20 protein-coding genes, 1 tRNA gene and 1 pseudogene are annotated in these 16,546 nt (G+C 60.7%); 10 read left to right on the forward strand and 12 right to left on the reverse strand.

Features of this window, described 5'->3' with window-relative positions:
* Positions 1-131: 131 nt before the first annotated feature.
* From ACWTU7_RS10010 to ACWTU7_RS10020, 3 genes are all read left to right on the forward strand, one after another.
* A complete protein-coding gene (locus ACWTU7_RS10010) occupies positions 132-980 on the forward strand; it encodes a dimethylarginine dimethylaminohydrolase family protein (RefSeq protein ID WP_455839718.1) in 849 nt (282 codons plus the stop codon).
* Positions 977-2,557: a 5-guanidino-2-oxopentanoate decarboxylase gene (locus tag ACWTU7_RS10015; RefSeq protein WP_455839610.1), complete on the forward strand. Its 1,581-nt coding sequence runs from the start codon at positions 977-979 to the stop codon at positions 2,555-2,557. Before ACWTU7_RS10010 ends, ACWTU7_RS10015 begins: the two co-directional genes overlap by 4 nt.
* Before the next feature lie 161 nt (positions 2,558-2,718).
* Entirely contained in the window at positions 2,719-3,426 is a 708-nt protein-coding gene (locus ACWTU7_RS10020; RefSeq protein ID WP_029347638.1) for an SDR family NAD(P)-dependent oxidoreductase, read from the forward strand.
* 92 nt (positions 3,427-3,518) lie between these two features.
* On the opposite strand, the gene rpsA is transcribed toward ACWTU7_RS10020, so the two are convergent.
* The 4 genes from rpsA to aroA all read right to left on the reverse strand — a co-directional run bounded on the left by rpsA (position 3,519) and on the right by aroA (position 8,124).
* Positions 3,519-5,216: a 30S ribosomal protein S1 gene (rpsA, locus tag ACWTU7_RS10025; RefSeq protein ID WP_029347639.1), complete on the reverse strand. Its 1,698-nt coding sequence runs from the start codon at positions 5,214-5,216 to the stop codon at positions 3,519-3,521.
* A 206-nt stretch (positions 5,217-5,422) separates the two neighbouring features.
* Positions 5,423-6,067 carry a (d)CMP kinase gene (cmk, locus tag ACWTU7_RS10030; RefSeq protein WP_455839609.1) on the reverse strand — a complete coding sequence of 215 codons (645 nt, stop codon included), beginning with the start codon at positions 6,065-6,067 and terminating at the stop codon, positions 5,423-5,425.
* Entirely contained in the window at positions 6,064-6,576 is a 513-nt protein-coding gene (locus ACWTU7_RS10035; RefSeq protein WP_455839608.1) for a hypothetical protein, read from the reverse strand. Before ACWTU7_RS10035 ends, cmk begins: the two co-directional genes overlap by 4 nt.
* A gap of 189 nt (positions 6,577-6,765) precedes the next feature.
* A complete protein-coding gene (gene aroA, locus ACWTU7_RS10040) occupies positions 6,766-8,124 on the reverse strand; it encodes a 3-phosphoshikimate 1-carboxyvinyltransferase (protein WP_455839607.1) in 1,359 nt (452 codons plus the stop codon).
* 195 nt (positions 8,125-8,319) lie between these two features.
* On the opposite strand from aroA, the gene ACWTU7_RS10045 reads away from it, so the two are divergent.
* Together ACWTU7_RS10045 and ACWTU7_RS10050 are read left to right on the forward strand one after the other, a co-directional pair.
* The gene (locus ACWTU7_RS10045) at positions 8,320-8,709 is read left to right on the forward strand and encodes a TIGR02300 family protein (protein ID WP_095517696.1); all 390 of its coding nucleotides are present in this window, start codon (positions 8,320-8,322) and stop codon (positions 8,707-8,709) included.
* A gap of 170 nt (positions 8,710-8,879) precedes the next feature.
* A tRNA-Ala gene (locus ACWTU7_RS10050) sits at positions 8,880-8,955 on the forward strand.
* A 138-nt stretch (positions 8,956-9,093) separates the two neighbouring features.
* Here ACWTU7_RS10050 and ACWTU7_RS10055 read toward each other — a convergent pair.
* Both ACWTU7_RS10055 and ACWTU7_RS10060 read right to left on the reverse strand, forming a co-directional pair.
* Positions 9,094-9,324, reverse strand: a complete 231-nt coding sequence (locus ACWTU7_RS10055) for a hypothetical protein (protein ID WP_455839606.1) — start codon at positions 9,322-9,324, stop codon at positions 9,094-9,096.
* Positions 9,309-9,464, reverse strand: coding sequence for a hypothetical protein (locus ACWTU7_RS10060; protein ID WP_455846509.1), 156 nt, complete (start codon positions 9,462-9,464; stop codon positions 9,309-9,311). Before ACWTU7_RS10060 ends, ACWTU7_RS10055 begins: the two co-directional genes overlap by 16 nt.
* A gap of 148 nt (positions 9,465-9,612) precedes the next feature.
* Between ACWTU7_RS10060 and ACWTU7_RS10065 the strand changes: the two genes are divergently transcribed.
* Entirely contained in the window at positions 9,613-9,819 is a 207-nt protein-coding gene (locus ACWTU7_RS10065) for a hypothetical protein (protein WP_455839847.1), read from the forward strand.
* Positions 9,797-10,006 (forward strand): hypothetical protein, encoded by a 210-nt coding sequence (locus tag ACWTU7_RS10070; RefSeq protein WP_455839848.1) that lies wholly within the window; start codon positions 9,797-9,799, stop codon positions 10,004-10,006. The genes ACWTU7_RS10065 and ACWTU7_RS10070 overlap by 23 nt, the downstream gene beginning before the upstream one ends.
* A 171-nt stretch (positions 10,007-10,177) precedes the next feature.
* On the opposite strand, the gene ACWTU7_RS10075 is transcribed toward ACWTU7_RS10070, so the two are convergent.
* Positions 10,178-10,495 (reverse strand): hypothetical protein, encoded by a 318-nt coding sequence (locus ACWTU7_RS10075; RefSeq protein WP_455839849.1) that lies wholly within the window; start codon positions 10,493-10,495, stop codon positions 10,178-10,180.
* A gap of 529 nt (positions 10,496-11,024) precedes the next feature.
* Between ACWTU7_RS10075 and ACWTU7_RS10080 the strand changes: the two genes are divergently transcribed.
* Positions 11,025-11,237: a hypothetical protein gene (locus ACWTU7_RS10080; RefSeq protein WP_455839850.1), complete on the forward strand. Its 213-nt coding sequence runs from the start codon at positions 11,025-11,027 to the stop codon at positions 11,235-11,237.
* A 23-nt stretch (positions 11,238-11,260) separates the two neighbouring features.
* Here the strand turns inward: ACWTU7_RS10080 and ACWTU7_RS10085 are convergent.
* Positions 11,261-12,132 (reverse strand): annotated as a pseudogene (locus tag ACWTU7_RS10085) (ATP-dependent DNA ligase).
* 89 nt (positions 12,133-12,221) lie between these two features.
* Between ACWTU7_RS10085 and ACWTU7_RS10090 the strand changes: the two are divergent.
* On the forward strand, positions 12,222-12,404 hold the full coding sequence (locus ACWTU7_RS10090) for a hypothetical protein (protein ID WP_455839851.1): 183 nt from the start codon (positions 12,222-12,224) through the stop codon (positions 12,402-12,404).
* A gap of 748 nt (positions 12,405-13,152) precedes the next feature.
* On the opposite strand, the gene ACWTU7_RS10095 is transcribed toward ACWTU7_RS10090, so the two are convergent.
* The 3 genes from ACWTU7_RS10095 to ACWTU7_RS10105 form a co-directional block, all read right to left on the reverse strand.
* Positions 13,153-13,662 carry a DUF2243 domain-containing protein gene (locus tag ACWTU7_RS10095; RefSeq protein WP_455839852.1) on the reverse strand — a complete coding sequence of 170 codons (510 nt, stop codon included), beginning with the start codon at positions 13,660-13,662 and terminating at the stop codon, positions 13,153-13,155.
* 26 nt (positions 13,663-13,688) lie between these two features.
* Positions 13,689-13,988, reverse strand: a complete 300-nt coding sequence (locus tag ACWTU7_RS10100) for a KTSC domain-containing protein (RefSeq protein WP_455839853.1) — start codon at positions 13,986-13,988, stop codon at positions 13,689-13,691.
* 188 nt (positions 13,989-14,176) lie between these two features.
* Entirely contained in the window at positions 14,177-14,944 is a 768-nt protein-coding gene (locus ACWTU7_RS10105; protein ID WP_455846513.1) for a class I SAM-dependent methyltransferase, read from the reverse strand.
* 397 nt (positions 14,945-15,341) lie between these two features.
* Here ACWTU7_RS10105 and ACWTU7_RS10110 point away from each other — a divergent pair, with 397 nt between their 5' ends.
* Positions 15,342-15,593, forward strand: a complete 252-nt coding sequence (locus ACWTU7_RS10110) for a hypothetical protein (RefSeq protein WP_455839855.1) — start codon at positions 15,342-15,344, stop codon at positions 15,591-15,593.
* 510 nt (positions 15,594-16,103) lie between these two features.
* Here the strand turns inward: ACWTU7_RS10110 and ACWTU7_RS10115 are convergent.
* Entirely contained in the window at positions 16,104-16,376 is a 273-nt protein-coding gene (locus ACWTU7_RS10115; protein ID WP_455846510.1) for a hypothetical protein, read from the reverse strand.
* Between the last annotated feature and the right edge of the window lie 170 nt (positions 16,377-16,546).

Consider the following 16,546-nt stretch of genomic DNA (forward strand, 5'->3'; position numbering starts at 1 on the left):
AAGATGGACCGTTCCGCTTGCCTCCGTCAACCATGCTTTTTTGGACCATTGATCGCGGCTCGCTGAGTGGCTATTGGCTGAATGGGATGTTTCAGGAGCACTTGGTGGGTAAAGCATACGGGTCGCAGTCCATGGCCGGGCCCCTGCAGCGCGTGCTGATGCGGTCCGCCGCAAGCGCCATGCCTCGCGCCAAAGCATCGGAATGGCACTATGGTCCTGGCTTCGATCCGCAAAAGGCCTCCGCCCAGCATCAGGCGCTGACGACGCTGGTTCTGGCATCCGGCGCCGAGATCGAATGGCTGACCGACGCCGATGACGGGCTTGCCGATTCCGTCTTCACACACGATCCTTCACTGATGACCGACCACGGCGCCATCATTCTTGCCATGGGCAAGGCGTTGCGCCTGGCTGAGCCCGGCCTGCACGAGGCGGCCTACAAGCGCATGGGCGTGCCTATCCTCGGCCGCATCGAGCATCCCGGCCAAGTCGAGGGCGGCGACTGCGTCTGGGTGGATTCTCGGACGCTGGCCGTCGGCCGCGGCGTGCGCACCAACCAGGATGGCATCCAGCAACTCGCCAACCTGCTAACACCCAAGGGTATCCAGGTCTATGGTTACGACCTGCCGCTCTGGCATGGCGAGGAGGCCTGCCTGCATCTGATGTCGGTGATCAGTCCGCTCGCCGACGATCTGGCGCTGGTCTATGCACCGCTTTTGCCGGCTGCCTTCTACCAGATGCTGCGGGCGCGCGGCATTCGCCTGGTCGAGGGCGACGCCGAGGAGTTCTTCGCCTCCAACGGTCTCAGCCTCAATGTGCTGCCGACCGCGCCGCGCGAGGTGATCGCCGTTGCCGGCTTCCCGAAGACGGCGGCGGCCATGGCGGCCGCCGGCTGCAGGGTTTCAACCTTCGAGGCGGACGCGCTGTGCATTGCCTGCGAGGGCGGACCGACTTGCCTCACACGTCCGGTGCTCAGACAATGACGACAGTCGGCGAAGCGCTCATCACTTTGCTCGAAGCCCATGACGTCGACACGGTCTTCGGCATTCCGGGTGTGCATACTGTCGAACTCTATCGCGGGCTGGCGCGCTCGAAAATCCGCCACGTCACCCCGCGTCATGAGCAGGGCGCCGGCTTCATGGCCGACGGTTATGCGCGCGCCAGCGGCAAGCCTGGCGTCGCCTTCGTCATCACCGGACCGGGACTAACCAACACCATAACCGCCATGGGCCAGGCCCGCGCCGATTCGGTTCCGATGCTGGTGATCTCAGGCGTCAATGCCACGCCGACGCTGGGCAAGGGCCTCGGCCATCTGCACGAACTCCCCGACCAGCGTGGCATGATGGAGAAGGTGGCGCTCTTCTCGCACCGTGTCACCGACGCCGACGAACTGCCGGGCGTGCTTGCCCGCGCCTTCGCCCTGTTTTCGTCATCGCGCCCCGGTCCGGTCCATATCGAGATCCCGACCGACATCATGGTCAAGCCGGCCGACGGCATCGCAGCTTTGCTGACCAATGTCGCGCCGCCCGAACCGGATGCGGCGGCGATAGCGGAGGCGGCAAGGCTTTGCGCGGCTGCCCGCCGCCCGCTGATCCTCGCCGGCGGCGGCGCCAAGAGAGCCGACGCGCCGCTGAAGCGTCTCGCCGAAAGGATGGGAGCGCCGGTTGTCCAGACGGCCAATGCCCGCGGCCTGCTGCATCGCCATCCGCTTGGCGTGCCAGCGAGCCCGAGTCTGAAGGCGGTGCGTGCGCTGATGGCCGAGGCCGATCTGGTCATTGCCGCCGGCACCGAATTCGGCCCGACCGACTATGATGGGTATAGCGACGGCGGCTTTGTCCTGCCGACCAATCTGATCCGCATCGACATCGGCGCCGACCAGCTTGCCCGCCGGCCGGCCCGGATTTCGATCCAGGCCGATTGCGGCGTAGCACTCAAGGCGCTGCTTGCCGAAATCGGCAAGGGCCAGCCGCCATCGGACGACGGTCCGGCTCGCGCCGCTGCAACGAGGCAAGCGGCCTTCGCCGAAATCAGCCCGAGCCTCCAGGCGCAAACACGAGCCGTCGAGGCGATCCGCGATGCGTTGCCGGGCTCGATTATCGTCGGCGATTCGACCCAGCCGGTCTATGCCGCCAACCTCTATTACGATCACGATCGACCGGGCAGTTGGTTCAACGCCGCCACCGGCTTCGGCGCGCTCGGCTATGGTCCGCCGGCGGCGATCGGTGCGGCCCTTGCCGTGCCTGATGCGCCGGTCGTTTGTCTCACCGGCGACGGTGGTTTCCAGTTCACGCTGCCGGAACTGGGCGCCGCGCTCGACGCCTCAGCGCCGGTGATCTTCGTCGTCTGGAACAATCGCGGCTATCGCGAAATCGAAACCTCGATGCTCGATGTCGGCGTCGAGCCGGTCGGCGTCTCGCCGGCGCCGCCTGATTTCTGCAAGCTGGCCGAGGCCTATGGCATTGCCGCCGAGCGGCTTGCCGGCATCGGTCATCTGGCGGACGCACTCCAGCGCGCGCGGGCGACCGGACTGCCGTATGTTATCGAGATCCCTGTCGATTGAGTGCTGTGGCAGCGTCTGCTTGGGGATGCGATCCTCGTCGGATGGCCGCCGGCTTGAGGCGCGTAAACGACACTGTGTCATCGAGATTTCGGTTGAGTGATCTCGCGAAAGGCGCGACCTTCGGCGGCGGCGCGGCATATGAGTGACTGGAGCGGTCGAAGATGACGGATACACTGGACGGCAGGCATGTTGTGGTGACCGGCGGCACAGGAGCGCTCGGTGGCGCGGTTGTCGGCAAACTGCTGGAGCAGGGTGCGGTCTGCCATGTGCCCAATGCCCATGCTGCCGCGCCCGCGCATTTTCCCTTCCCGGCACATGAGCGCGTCAGGTTGGCGCACAATGTCGATCTCGCCGATCCCGCTAAGGTCGATGCGTTCTATGCCAGCGTTACCGATTTGTGGGCATCCATCCATCTGGCCGGCGGTTTCACCGCTGCGCCGGTCGAGAAGATCGAGCCCGCGTCCTTTGCTGAAATGATGGATACCAACGCCCGTACCACCTTCCTGTGCTGCCGCGCGGCGATCCGCTCGATGCTGGAATCTTCAGTGTCGGGGCGCATCGTCAATGTCACGGCGCGCGCCGGGCTCGACCTTCGGCGCGGTTCCGGCATGGTCGCCTACGGCGCCAGCAAGGCGGCGGTCGCGGCAATGACGGTGGCGATGGCGGAAGAACTCAAGGGCAAAGGAATCCTGGTCAACGCGGTCGCGCCCTCGACGCTCGACACGCCGGCCACCAGGGCAGACATGCCGGCCGCCGATTTCAGCAAATGGGTCAGCCTCGAAGCGGCCGCTGAGGCCATTGCCTATCTCGCTTCGCCGGCCAATCTGGCGATGAGCGGCACGCTGGTGCCGCTTTACGGCAGGGCCTGACACAACAGGTCATCGACCAAAGAAAACCCCGCCGGATCGCTCCGGCGGGGTTTTTCGTCACAGCCGCACCGAAATGCGGCAGCAACCAATCTTTAGCTGCCCTGCTTCTTCAGCGCGGCACCCAGGATGTCGCCCAGCGAAGCGCCGGAATCGGTCGAGCCGTACTGGGCGACCGCTTCCTTCTCCTCGGCGATTTCCAGCGCCTTGATCGAGACCTGCAGCTTGCGGGTCTTCTTGTCGAAGGCGATGACGCGGGCGTCGACCTTCTGGCCGACCGTGAAGCGCTCTGGGCGCTGCTCGTCGCGGTCGCGGCTGAGGTCGGAGCGTTTGATGAAGGTCTCGATGCCGCTCTCGACGAGCCGCACTTCCAGACCGCCATCCTTGACGCCGGTGACCTCGCAGGTGACGACCGCGTTCTTGCGCAGTTCGCCTGAAGTCGCCGCCTCGCCGGCCGTGTCCTTGGCCAGCTGCTTGATGCCGAGCGAGATGCGCTCCTTGTCGATGTCGACGTCGAGCACCTGCGCCTTGACGATGTCGCCGCGATTGTACTCCTCGATCACCTGCTCGCCCGGACGGGTCCAGTCGAGGTCGGAAAGATGGACCATGCCGTCGACATCGCCTTCGAGGCCGATGAACAGGCCGAATTCGGTCTTGTTCTTGACCTCGCCCTCGACCTGGCTGCCGACCGGATGGCTGCTGGCGAAAGCCTGCCACGGGTTCTCGAGCGTCTGCTTGAGGCCGAGTGAAATGCGGCGCTTGGCCGGATCGACCTCGAGCACCACCACATCGACTTCCTGCGTCGTCGACAGGATCTTGCCGGGATGGACGTTCTTCTTCGTCCACGACATTTCCGAAACGTGGATGAGGCCCTCGATGCCCGGCTCCAGCTCGACGAATGCGCCGTAGTCGGTGATGTTGGTGACGGTGCCCTTGATCTTCTTGCCTATCGGGAATTTCGTTCCGATCTCGGACCACGGATCGCTCTCGAGCTGCTTCATGCCGAGCGAGATGCGGTGGGTTTCCTGGTTGATGCGGATGATCTGCACCTTGACCGTCTGGCCGATGTTGAGGATTTCGGTCGGATGGTTGACGCGGCGCCATGCCATGTCGGTGACATGCAGCAGGCCGTCGATGCCGCCGAGGTCGACGAACGCACCATAATCGGTGATGTTCTTGACGACGCCTTCGACCACCTGGCCTTCTTCGAGGTTCTGCACGATTTCCGAACGCTGTTCGGCGCGGCTTTCCTCGAGCACGGTACGGCGCGACACCACGATGTTGCCGCGGCGGCGATCCATCTTGAGGATCTCGAAAGGCTGCGGATTGTGCATCAGCGGCGAGACGTCGCGAATCGGGCGGATGTCGACCTGGCTGCGCGGCAGGAAGGCCACGGCGCCGTCGAGATCGACGGTGAAGCCGCCCTTGACTTGGTTAAAGATGACCCCTTCGACGCGCTCACCCTTGGTGAACTTCTCTTCGAGACGGACCCAGCTCTCTTCGCGGCGGGCCTTTTCACGGGAAAGCATCGCTTCGCCAAGCGCGTTCTCGATGCGCTCGACATAGACCTCGACCGTGTCCCCGACCTTGAGCGTCGAGTCCTTGCCCTTGACGCCGAATTCCTTCAGCGGCACGCGGCCTTCGACCTTGAGGCCGACGTCGATGATAGCCATGTCCTTTTCGATCGCGGTGATCGTGCCCTTGACGACTTGGCCTTCGCCGGAATGGCCGGCGGAAAATGATTCTTCGAGCAGGCTCGCGAAATCATCGCGAGTAGGGTTTGCAACTGACATAGTTTCTCCTGGAATGCCCCGCATCTCAAGCGGGACGGGCGCCGTGGGTTAGCGTTGCGGTTGGCCTGCCGGCGTTCCGGGCTTCAGAAAAGCCCTTGGCCGCCTAAGCGGCAATTCCGGCGCATGAAAAATGCTGGCAGGCTGGTTCGTGCCCGATATGGATATCTTTTCGCCGCCGGCAATCGGCAGCGGAAGGAAAACCCAGCTCAGGCTTTGTTTCTCTTGGCCAGAACATCGTCGATGATCGCCTTGGCCGCCAGGAACGCGGCTTCTATAGCCATTTCCGAGGTGTCGAGCAAGTGCGCGTCGGCGGCAGGCTTCAGCGGCGAGTCGGCGCGACCCATGTCGCGCTCGTCGCGGCGCAGGATATCGGCGAGGATTTCGTTGAAATCGGCGGTGCCGCCGATGCTCTCGATCTCGGCCAGCCGCCGCTCTGCCCGCACTTCGGCGCTGGCCGTCACATAGAGCTTGATGTCGGCGTCGGGACAGACGACGGTGCCGATGTCGCGGCCGTCGAGCACGGCGCCCGGCGGCGCCTTGGCGAATTCGCGCTGCTTTTCGACCAGTATGCGCCGCACCGAAGGGAACACCGCCACTTTCGAAGCCGCCTCGCCGACCGCATGCGCCGACAGCACCGACCGGTCGAGCTTGGCCAGGTCGACCTGGCGGGCAGCGGTCTCGGCGGCTGAGACATTGTCAAGCGGCAGACCGAGCCGAAGCAGCGCATGGGCCACAGCGCGATAGGTGAGGCCGGTGTCGAGCAGGTTCAGCCGGTAGTGGTCGGCGACCCGGCGGGCAAGGGTGCCTTTGCCTGCGCCCGCGGGGCCGTCAATGGCGATGGTGAAGGTCAAAGGCGTAGCTTTCGGGCACGACAAAAAAGATGGGACAGCAGGCCAAAGATCGCCAATCCACAAGCGCTGACGATCGGGTTCATCTCCTGCGCACCAAGAGTTAGATGAGCCATGCCATCGACCAGGGTGACTGCACTGCTTCCAGCGAACAATATCGACATAATCAGGCAGAAATTACGCAAATACGGCGGAACCGATCTTGCTAACCCGGCAGCTATTAGGTCGATCGGCACGTTTGGAAAAACAAGCTCATCGTGAGACAGCGGGGTGGAGAGAATGGCTCCGGCCTGGGCTCGCAACCTGCGATGGATGTAATGGTTAAAAGCAATCCAGACAGCTGCAGCAAGGAGAACCCAGATGCCCGCCATCCGGCCTGCAAGCCAGAGCGCGATGAACATTAGCAGAGGAATAAGAGTCAACAACACAATCGCCCATTCGCGATTCTGGATCTCGATGAGGCTGTTGAGTTGATCGGCATTGACGACCCGGGTTTTGGAGGACCTGTCCAAGCAGAACAGAAAGTTCCGTCTGCTTGCCTTTGCCAATGAGGGCCCTTGGTTCCCGGCTTCTGAAAATCAGGACTAGCCATTTCTTTACCGCCTGCGCCGTTGCATACAAAGAAATCGAAAGTCAGTCACAAGATCACAGCCAGGACTGGCTTGGTTCTGAACGTGAAAATTCGCAGCGATAGCGTACTGTCACTCAATCTCCGCGCCCAGCCCCTTCATCAGCCCCATGAACTCCGGAAAGCTGGTCGCGATCATCGCCTGGTCGTCGATGGTCACAGGCTTTTCCGTTGCCAGCCCCATGACCAGAAAGCTCATGGCGATGCGGTGGTCGAGATGGGTCTGGACGACGGTGTTGCGTCCATTGGGGTGCCGGCCGAGCCCCTTGCCGCCGGGTTTCCCGCGCACCGCCAACGAGGCCTCGCCCTCGGTACAGTCGACGCCGTTGAGCTTCAGTCCTTCGGCCACTGCCGACAGCCGGTCGGATTCTTTCACCCGCAGCTCTTCCAGTCCCTGCATCAGCGTCTCGCCCTCGGCGAAGCTGGCGGCGACAGCAAGCACTGGATATTCGTCGATCATCGTCGGCGCCCGTTCGGGCGGCACGGTGACCCCCTTCAACTCGGAATAGCGCACCCGCAGATCGGCGACATCTTCGCCGCCTTCATTGCGCGGGTCGACAATGTCGATCCGGGCGCCCATTTCCTGCAGCGTCAAAAGCAACCCGGTCCGGGTCGGGTTCATCAGCACGTTTTCGATTGTAATGTCTGAGCCCGGCACGATCAGCGCCGCCACCAGCGGAAAGCCGGCCGAGGACGGGTCGCCCGGCACAGCGATCGTCTGGCCGGTGAGCTTGCCCTGGCCCTCGATGAAAATGTGGCGCACGCCGCGCTCGTCGGTCTCGACCGACAGATTGGCGCCGAATCCCTTCAGCATCTTTTCGGTGTGGTCGCGCGTCATTGCCGGCTCGATGACGGTTGTGACGCCGGGCGTGTTCAGCCCGGCGAGCAGCACCGCCGACTTCACCTGCGCCGAGGCCATCGGCACGCGGTAGGTGATGGGTGCGGCGTGCTTGGGCCCGTGCAGCGTGATCGGCATGCGGTCGCCGGGCGTCGCCTTCAGCACCTGCACGCCCATCTGGCGCAGCGGCTCAAGCACGCGGCCCATCGGCCGGCCGGACAGCGAAGTGTCGCCGATGAAGGTCGTTTCCATGTCGTAGGTGCCGACCAGGCCCATGGTGAGGCGCGAGCCGGTACCGGCATTGCCGAAATCGAGCGGACCTTCCGGCTGTAGCAGCGCGCCGTTGCCGGTGCCGCGGATCACCCACTCGGTGCCGAGCTTTTCTATATGCGCACCCATTGCCTTCATCGCGGCGCCCGTGCGCATCACGTCCTCGCCTTCCAGCAGGCCGGTGATGCGGGTCTCGCCGGAGGCGAGGCCGCCGAACATGAACGAGCGGTGCGAGATCGACTTGTCGCCGGGCACCCGCGCCGCGCCTGAAAGCGCTGACGATTTGCGGGCGGTGGCCGGTTTCGGGGCGGCAGTATGCGACATGGCTTTTCCCTGCGTGAAAATGCCGGTGGCCGGCCTTTTTCTTTTGGTTTGGGCGGTCTCGTATCACGGCGGACGGAAATGGTCATCCCCTTGCAAGAGGTCGCTCAACGCGGCGATTTATGACGCTGGCTTTAGGCTTTGACAGCGCCGCAAACTGTGGTTATGGGGACCAAACTTTCATCGACGAGGCTTGCAGTGGCAAAACCCGAACTTGGCACCAAACGCATCGACCCCGAGACGGGTCAAAAATTCTACGACCTGAATAAGGATCCGATCGTCTCGCCCTATACCGGCAAGAGCTACCCGCGTTCCTATTTCGAGGAAGGCAAGATCGCCGCCCTCGAGGAGGAAGAGGAAGTTGCCGAGAAGGAAGTGGACTCCGAGGAGGAAGAGGGCGTCGAGGTCGTCTCGCTCGAAGAGGCGGACGAGGATGCGAAAGCCGACGATCTTCCCGATCTCGGCGATGACGAGGACGATGTGGACCTCGGTGACGAGGATGACGATACTTTCCTCGCCGACGAAGAGGAAGAAGACGACGATGTCGCCGACATGATCGGCGTCGGCGACGACGACGACGAAGTCTGATCGGGCCTCTGGCGCAAGCGCCTGCCGACTTTCGCGGCGTCTTAATAAAAAGCGGCTCTTGAAGGCTTGATATTGACGGAAGGCGGGGTTAGAAGCCGCTGCACTAACGGCGCGGTCTCAACCCGCGCCGGATCTCTTCGCCGGCAACGGCGCCGGTAGACTGCCGGAGTGGGGCCATAGCTCAGTTGGGAGAGCGCTTGAATGGCATTCAAGAGGTCGTCGGTTCGATTCCGATTGGCTCCACCAGTTTTCTCCTAGCGAATACAAAAGCTTAGCAAAGCGGCCCCGGCCGCTTCTATTGCCTGGTGCAGCCTCGGGCACCCCCGGGGCACCCCCGCGAACAATTTCGGCCTTTTAATCGATGGTTCCCAGAATGGGCTGGATCTAGGGCCAGTCCGTCTTGACGATCCGGCGAGTGTAGGCGCGCTCGACCTCGATGACGGCTTCCTCCTTGGTTTGGACCGTCCCGCGCGCACCGCTTTCATGGCATGTCCAGAACCAGGTCCCTGATTCCGACCCGTGCGTTCTTTTCATGATGCGGCCGACGCTGTCCTGCTGGAATTGTGCGGCAAAGTCATAGGGTGGTGACTGCCCGCCGATCACCGTCCTGACCATTGCAGCCAGGCGCGGGCGCCACGGTTGAGTACGAACCGGAAGGCATCCTCCTTCTTGTCGAACGTGCTCAGGATCGCGCTGCCGTCCACTACTTGCCAGCCGCGTTGATAGGCGAACCGGACCTTTAGACGTTCGCTCATCCTCGGAACCGCTCGACGAACCACTCGATCTTGCCGCCGACCTTCATCGGCTTGTGGATCATGAGACGTTTCGGCAGATGTTCCGGATGCACTTCCAAAAGCGTGATCTTGATCGACGGCTTGCACCGATCGCAGCTGAAATTGAGGCTTGTGGATCTCTGCCGCCGCCGAACACCATCATCAGATCGGCCGAGCGGTGGTAGCGGACATTACCGCAGCTGCATTCCGCCTTGACCAGCATGTTGTGCCGGGTCGCCTTGCCAAGGGTATCAATCGGATCATGCGCCATAAGAACAAAAAAGGAACATTTTCCTTGATCGTCAAGACGCGCTATGGAATCTTTCCACCAATGTGAAACCTGCGGAGCATGCGCTTTGAGCGATGAAATTCGCCTGCCGAGGCCAGAGGTGACCGCGCCAGGCGTCCAGCATCATTTATGCGAGCATCCTGGGTGCGGCAAGCACGCCGGCTGGGGCTTCGCCAGGCCTAGGCAGCCGCTGCACTGCTTCGAACACCGAAGTGAAGGGGAGCGCTATCTGTGATCATCAAAGAGCAAGGCGTCATCACGATTACGTGGACCGGGAGATAGACTGCCAGGAGGCGATGGAGCCGGGATTTCAGGCCATTGTCGACTGTTGGTCGATGCCGGATGGGCGCGCGGCGAGGTGATGCGCTGGTAGTGGGCCACTTTGAATTTTAGATCCCCAATCGGGTCACTTCGGCAGTATATTGCTATTTGTCCAGTAGCAGTCGATCTGACCATCGGGCCTTACGCAGGTTCGGCCTAATTCGCCATGCTTTTCAAGCATGACCCGCATCGCCGGCTTGAGCGTCACGCAGGCGTGGGAATTTATCTTGGCAAGCAAAAATTTCAGGAACGCAGGTTGATTTCCTTGCTTCGCAAAGCTCACCGCTGTCTCAAAATCTTGAAGCGATCGGCAACCAAAGCCTCTACCTTTAATGGTGCTAAATTCGGTCGCATCTGCGTGGAAGGGCAAAAGGAAGATTAGTACAAATAGCGTTTGTTTCATGCGCCTCCTGCCGCCGATAGCGGATCATTTGCCCACTTCTAAGACATCCGAACGCTTCTTGTAAGGTCCGCGAACTACTATTGTGATCAGGGCGGAATTTCAAACTGACCCACTACCGATGCGCTCGCTGCGCCGCCGACAACATGACGCAAAAGGAAAACGCCAAGGTCGAGATGCAACTCGCCATCGCGCGCGCCATGATGCGCGCCGGCCGGCCACTCTAGCATCCAAAATCTTGCAGCAGTTTGGGGAGGCCTGCGATTGGAACTGAGACTTGCCGACGGATAGTTTGCAGCGCACTCGTGCGGGGAGCGGATCGGCCTCAGCTATCTGATAACAGTCCTTCTCCTCAGGACCCTCGCCGGCCTGTCCTATTTGGTTATTGAGTTTGCGGCGCGAAAGAGGATGGTCCCTGTTGCCACATTGCTAGGTCACAGCACCCCATTGCCAAGCGATCGGGATGCTCACCGATGGCGAGTCCAGTGCTGAACTTCGAGGGAACGATCCGGTCCGCCCGGAGTTGGTAATCATGACGAACACCATGGAACCCTACGAAATCGCGATGGCCAATGCCAGGGAACGGATCAACCGGACCGAGCTCGCGCTTGAACGCTCAGAAGAAATGCTGGCCGAGAACATCGCGCTGTGCAGCAGGCTCCGAGCGCAACGGCGTCTGATCGAGGCCGCACACCGCTTAGTGAAGATCGATCCCCCTAGTACCGACGGCGGGCTGAAGGCCTAGCAGCGGGGGTGGTCTGTCTGTCCTCATTCCTCCCGAAAATCCTGCAGTGACGCATGCCGAAGGTCTTCCTCGCCGCGCAGGTGCTTGACGCGGCCGATCAGCCCCGGCTTGACCCACTGCGTCGCCGGCCGCTCCATCCCCTTCGGCGGCGGCCCCGCATGCTCCTGGACGCGCTTCCACAGGCGCTCGCGGATCGCCCGGCTCGAATTGATGAAGGCCGATCCGACATATTTGCGCGTGCCGATCTCGCCCATGAGAGCGAATGCCGGCTTGCCGGCCTCGCGCTCAACGCCCAGCAGCTCGAACTCGCCAACGGCGAAGCATTTCGCCTTCAGCCAGTTGGTCGACGGGCCGCTGCGAGACTTGCTGTCCCGGCGTTTGGAGACCATGCCCTCTAGGCCGGCCTGGTCGACCAGGTGAAAGATCGCCTTCGCGTGGCCAGGCAGATCCTGGCTGAACTGGATGCGAATATCAGACGGGAGGATGGCAGCGAGGATATCGCGGCGTTCCTCCAGCGCCATGTCACGCAGATCATGGCCGTTGAGGTGCAGAAGATCGAAGGCGACGAAATAGAGGTCGTGCTGGCGCCGCGTAATGGCCTTACGCAATTCCGCAAAGGCAGTCCCGCTTCGTTGAGCACGACTATTTCGCCGTCAATAATGGCGTTCTTCGACATCAAGCGTTGCAGCGGTCGCAGCGAGCGTCGGGTATTTCGCGGTCCCATTCCTCGCCTGGTGAAAATGCGAACTCCGGCGTCGTCGATGATGATCTGCGAACGGTAGCCGTCGAACTTGGCCTCATGGCTCCAGGCGTCGCGCTCCGGAGGCTTGTCGACCAGGGTTGGCATGAGCGGTTCGATGAACTGCAGCCGGCCATCGCCGGAACCGTTACGCATACTGAAACCCCACCGCCACGGACGAGACTCAAATCCGACGCGCGGATTCAGTTCCGGAACATTTTAGCAAAAATGAATGTTTAGGGGAGATGACCAAGCTATCCGACCTAGGCCCGCCGATCACCAGCAGGCGTCACGGCGACCCGCCCAAGAACGAAGGCGACCATTTTTACATCTGCCCGATCTGTGCGCAGCCGGTCGATATGCGGGATCTCAGGCAAGTGATCTGGCATGACATGCCGGTGCACGATCGGCTGGAAATGGACGCCTAGGCATGCCGCGCCGACGGACCTCTTCCTGCATGGCCGGCGTCTCTACCTGCCCCCCAAACCCCAAGAGGCTCCGGCCATTCCCTTGAAAAACCTGTAACCTGGAAACGCAAAAAAGCCCGCTAGCTGGAGCCAGCGGGCATCGGAAGAGAGTCCAGGTTGGGGTCAAGCCCCGCCAGCTTCAAGATTGACGTGTCCGTGAAGACCCGCAACGTCCGAACGAATGAGAAGAGCCGTTCGACAAGAGAGCTATCGGGCCGTCGCTGTCTTGCGCTTCTTCGGTGCTGGCGTCGGTTCTGCAGCCGAAGCCTCCGGAAAAGCAGTTGCGGCCTTCAATCGCTCCTCCCGGAGCCGAGCTGTCTTTGCATCTCGTGCCGTGCGCTCGACCTCGATCAATTCCCGCGCAGCATCTGACGTGCGCTCCTTTCTCTCTTGTTTTTCTCTATCGGTGAAGGTTTGCCTTTCCCGCATTGTTGCTCCGATCTGACGGCATGGTGCAGTGTTGCCGCACCGAACGATTGTCGCCAGATCGGGTTCCACCCGGACGAGCAAAAAAGCCCGCCGCACCTTTTTTACGGGCTCTACTCCGGACAAATTATAGCGGGGGCGGCCGGCTACCGTCCCAGCGGTAGCTTGGACGCCGAAACAGTTCTTCCTCCGCGCGAGGCCCGGATACTGAAGAAGAACCAGAAGCCGCAAGGAAAGTCGTGGCCACCGGAGCACTGTTGAGCAAAGCGGGCGCCGTTGTCCGTTAAGTTCGGCGAACTTCGTCAAAACGGTCCTGTTTGGAATTTTGATAGAGCACAAAGCCGCCGGCCAGCATTACCGCGCCCCAAACTAGGAAGGCGATGTCCCAAAAGATCCATAGATCGCGCGGAACGGTCTCATTTACGTGATGCAGTCCCAAGATCTGATGATTAACAACTCCTTCGATCAAATTGAAGAGACCGAATCCGATCAAGATCGTCCAGAAAAGCAGATTGGCCGACCACCAAAAGTGAGGCTTTCTTGCTCTATTCCACAGAACGACCAAGCCAAGCACAGTGAAGATATAAGTGGCGGCATGGAAGAATCCGTCCAACATCGTGTTCAGCTTCAGATTTTCAATAGAGTTGGGCGGATAGCCCGCGCTTGTGATCATGTGGTGCCATTGCAGAATTTGGTGGAGCACGATCCCGTCGAAAAAGCCGCCTAGGCCTAACCCTAGAAGGATACCGGCCGAAGCAGGAAATTTAGGCTCTTTTCGGGGGCTGGTGGTCATTGGTGAGGCTCCGTGCCGTCGTCAAGCTAGACTTGTCTGTTCCTAACGCGCGCCACAACGAGGTCCCCATTAGTAGGCGCTACACGGTACCGGAAGTGATTGCGGATGTGGTCGTTGAAGTAGCGGCCCTTGGCAAAGGCCGCTTTGAACGCGGCGAAGGTTTCCGGCGGCACGTCCTCAAACTCGTACCGTTTGCCGCTCGCCACGAACCACACCGAGAGGGTTCTGCTGTCCGGATCATATTCCGATTTGCGTATCGAGGTGGATGGCATGACGGCAGTCAACGATCTAGGTGACGACGTGTTCCAAGTCCATTCACGCTTCATGCGAAGGCATAGCCGCGAGCTTGGCAACCGCCGTTATGACGAGCCTGTCAGCCAAAACAACAGCGCCAACACTAGGGCGAGCGCGAGCGCTCCCCGACAGCCAATGGCAAGTTCCGGCGTTTGCCGCGTTTCTTGCCCTGTGCGGCAGCATAGGAACTGTAGATGCGCCGCACTCTCCTCTCGAAGCTTCATTGAGTACGCTGCGCTACAAAGACCTGGTTCGAACTTTCGCAAGTGAGTTCCCTGCCGTCGAAATCACCGAAACGCCACAGGACTTCCATCCCAGCCAAACTGAGGCGCGGCGGTATCTCCTTGGGAAAGAATGTTCGCAATCGCATTGGTGCAAGCGCCACTCGCTGTTTACTAGACGAACGTGTCAGCTTGACCGTCTCCACCTGATTTATCGGATCATAGGCGATCAGCTCTCTGTCGCGTCTCTTCTCCTTAAGGGGAGAGGCGAGTTCCCTCAGATCAGGATTAACGATGTCGAACGCAAAAATTCCACCCGGCTGAAGATGGTCGACAACTCTGTTAAGCACTACCGACAAATCCACATCATTTGTCAGGTGCCCAAGGGTATTGCAGGTCGCAATGATGAGTGAGAATTTTTGCGGGAAGCCGAATAGGCGCATGTCCCCATGAACAAAATGTAGGTGGGGAGTTGCTGAACCGGCCTTTATGGCAGCGGTCCCTAGCATCCAGCGCGATGCATCTAGCCCGACAACCTCGTGGCCGTCTGAGGCTAACGGTATACTTAGTCGGCCTGTACCGCAGCCGAGTTCCAGAATTGGCCCGCCATGTTCTCGGGCCAAATTTCGGTAGAAAGCCTCGCACCGGCTCGGGGGAACCATTAAATCATAGAGCCAAGGGAGATCATAAAGAACACTTTCCATTCCAGCCATGGTCTGCCGCGTCCCATTTTGGTCGGCGGCCACAAAAGCTGGATTCCAGAGCACGCTCAAATGCAACTGCAAGCTGCTCCTGGAGTGTTGATCGCAACACAAGGTCAACTTCCTTGGCCAATCGCCGGGCAAGAAACGGGACGACAGACCCGCTACCCGGCCTTCCCTTGCTATCATCCTTGCTCATAGAGCAGCTCCTTAGAGCCGAACGCAAAGCGAGGCCGAATGTTTCTTTAAAGCAACCCGAATTGCGGGAACCTTCTGGCCAATTCCGCGGTCTCGCTTGGCCAAGGGGCGATCGAAGCGCGGTCGGCGGCTTCGTCAAGCGCGAGGTCATATAGATGAGCCCGCGTCATCCAATCGATGGATGAAGTCCATCATGGGGCGGTGCTACTTTGATGCGTGGCGGTTTTGCTGCCCCAAGGAGCGCGCTGGGCTCAAAAGGCTAAATATGCGCAAGACGACTCTCATTGCAATCGCCATCGTCGCGATCAGCATCGGCTATGCCCAAGCCAAGGACCGCAAGGTCGAAACCGCGACTCTCGGGACGTACGCCAATGAGAGAAACCTGCCGGTTTGCACCGCATCAAGCTCACTCTACGAAGTCCTCGGAGACAAGTGTTTTCTCGTCAAAGGTTCGATGATCTATGGCGACATTGCCGAGCTTTCCGCGTTAGGCATTTGGGCCGGTAGCGGAGGGTAGCGGAGCGGCTGGTGGCAGTTTTCTAAAGCCGGGGCTGATAAGGCCCAAGGCTGGCAGCTTGAGGAGCAATACCTTGCTATGGTCACGCGCTTGACGGCGCGCTGCTTCCCGAGCCGGCGCGATATCGCACGATGTAGGACATTGCCCCGGTGGACCGAACGCGGATGCCGAAGCCGATCAACTCACTATCGAAAACATAGAAGTCGGTCCCGTTGGCCTAGATGGCGTCAACCGTCCGTTTGGTGATTTTGACAGCGCTTTCGCCGTGGGCCATTTCCGCAACCTGATTTTTGCGCTTGGGCACCCCAGGGCACCCCCAAAAAAGGAAACAGCGCGATACAGTCGGAAACACCGTAGCTGATTTGCGTTGAAAACATGGAAACAGGGTGCAACGAACGGAAACAGAACGAAACTCAGGCCTTATGAATGGCATTCACGAGGTCGTCGGTTCGATTCCGATTGGCTCCACCATTTTTCTCTTGGGAAAATTAGTCGTTGTAGGCCTGCCTATCACTCGCAGGCCGACAACTCGGGCGGGTCCCTTGAAAAATTTCGCTGTATTTCGGCTAGCCTGAAGCTGAAAACCCCGGCAATCACCAGGGTTTCAGCACACTGACTGCTAATAATACCAGGCCCAAACCCAAACACGCCGGCGAAAGCACCGTCTGCGCGGAAGGCCATTTCGCCAGACGCGACGACAGATCCTTCTCCAAGCGCGCCGCCGGCGCCGCCGCCTGCGGTGCCACCGCCGATGGCGGACCGGCTCCGCTTGAGTATCTTCATCCTCGAAGGCTTCCGTATCCGCCGCGTCGAGTTCATCGAGGATTCCACTTCGGGCGCCCGGTACGCCGGCTACCGCGTCGATGGGCCGAACTGCGCTCGCAAGGGCTGCTGCCCCAGCAATGCCAAACATTCCTGTCAAAAATGATCGCCGATCCATGGAAACCTCCAAT

Source organism: Mesorhizobium sp. BHscii (assembly GCF_053848065.1).

What these genes read in the sequence shown, in the direction of transcription:
- ACWTU7_RS10010 (WP_455839718.1), top strand. Translation starts at nt 132, where the DNA reads ATGGCCGGGCCCCTGCAGCGCGTGCTGATGCGGTCCGCCGCAAGCGCC.
- ACWTU7_RS10015 (WP_455839610.1), top strand. Translation starts at nt 977, where the DNA reads ATGACGACAGTCGGCGAAGCGCTCATCACTTTGCTCGAAGCCCATGAC.
- ACWTU7_RS10020 (WP_029347638.1), top strand. Translation starts at nt 2,719, where the DNA reads ATGACGGATACACTGGACGGCAGGCATGTTGTGGTGACCGGCGGCACA.
- rpsA (WP_029347639.1), bottom strand. Translation starts at nt 5,216, where the DNA reads ATGTCAGTTGCAAACCCTACTCGCGATGATTTCGCGAGCCTGCTCGAA.
- aroA (WP_455839607.1), bottom strand. Translation starts at nt 8,124, where the DNA reads ATGTCGCATACTGCCGCCCCGAAACCGGCCACCGCCCGCAAATCGTCA.
- ACWTU7_RS10055 (WP_455839606.1), bottom strand. Translation starts at nt 9,324, where the DNA reads ATGGTCAGGACGGTGATCGGCGGGCAGTCACCACCCTATGACTTTGCC.
- ACWTU7_RS10060 (WP_455846509.1), bottom strand. Translation starts at nt 9,464, where the DNA reads ATGAGCGAACGTCTAAAGGTCCGGTTCGCCTATCAACGCGGCTGGCAA.
- ACWTU7_RS10070 (WP_455839848.1), top strand. Translation starts at nt 9,797, where the DNA reads ATGGAATCTTTCCACCAATGTGAAACCTGCGGAGCATGCGCTTTGAGC.
- ACWTU7_RS10075 (WP_455839849.1), bottom strand. Translation starts at nt 10,495, where the DNA reads ATGAAACAAACGCTATTTGTACTAATCTTCCTTTTGCCCTTCCACGCA.
- ACWTU7_RS10080 (WP_455839850.1), top strand. Translation starts at nt 11,025, where the DNA reads ATGACGAACACCATGGAACCCTACGAAATCGCGATGGCCAATGCCAGG.
- ACWTU7_RS10090 (WP_455839851.1), top strand. Translation starts at nt 12,222, where the DNA reads ATGACCAAGCTATCCGACCTAGGCCCGCCGATCACCAGCAGGCGTCAC.
- ACWTU7_RS10095 (WP_455839852.1), bottom strand. Translation starts at nt 13,662, where the DNA reads ATGACCACCAGCCCCCGAAAAGAGCCTAAATTTCCTGCTTCGGCCGGT.
- ACWTU7_RS10100 (WP_455839853.1), bottom strand. Translation starts at nt 13,988, where the DNA reads ATGAAGCGTGAATGGACTTGGAACACGTCGTCACCTAGATCGTTGACT.
- ACWTU7_RS10110 (WP_455839855.1), top strand. Translation starts at nt 15,342, where the DNA reads ATGCGCAAGACGACTCTCATTGCAATCGCCATCGTCGCGATCAGCATC.
- ACWTU7_RS10115 (WP_455846510.1), bottom strand. Translation starts at nt 16,376, where the DNA reads ATGAAGATACTCAAGCGGAGCCGGTCCGCCATCGGCGGTGGCACCGCA.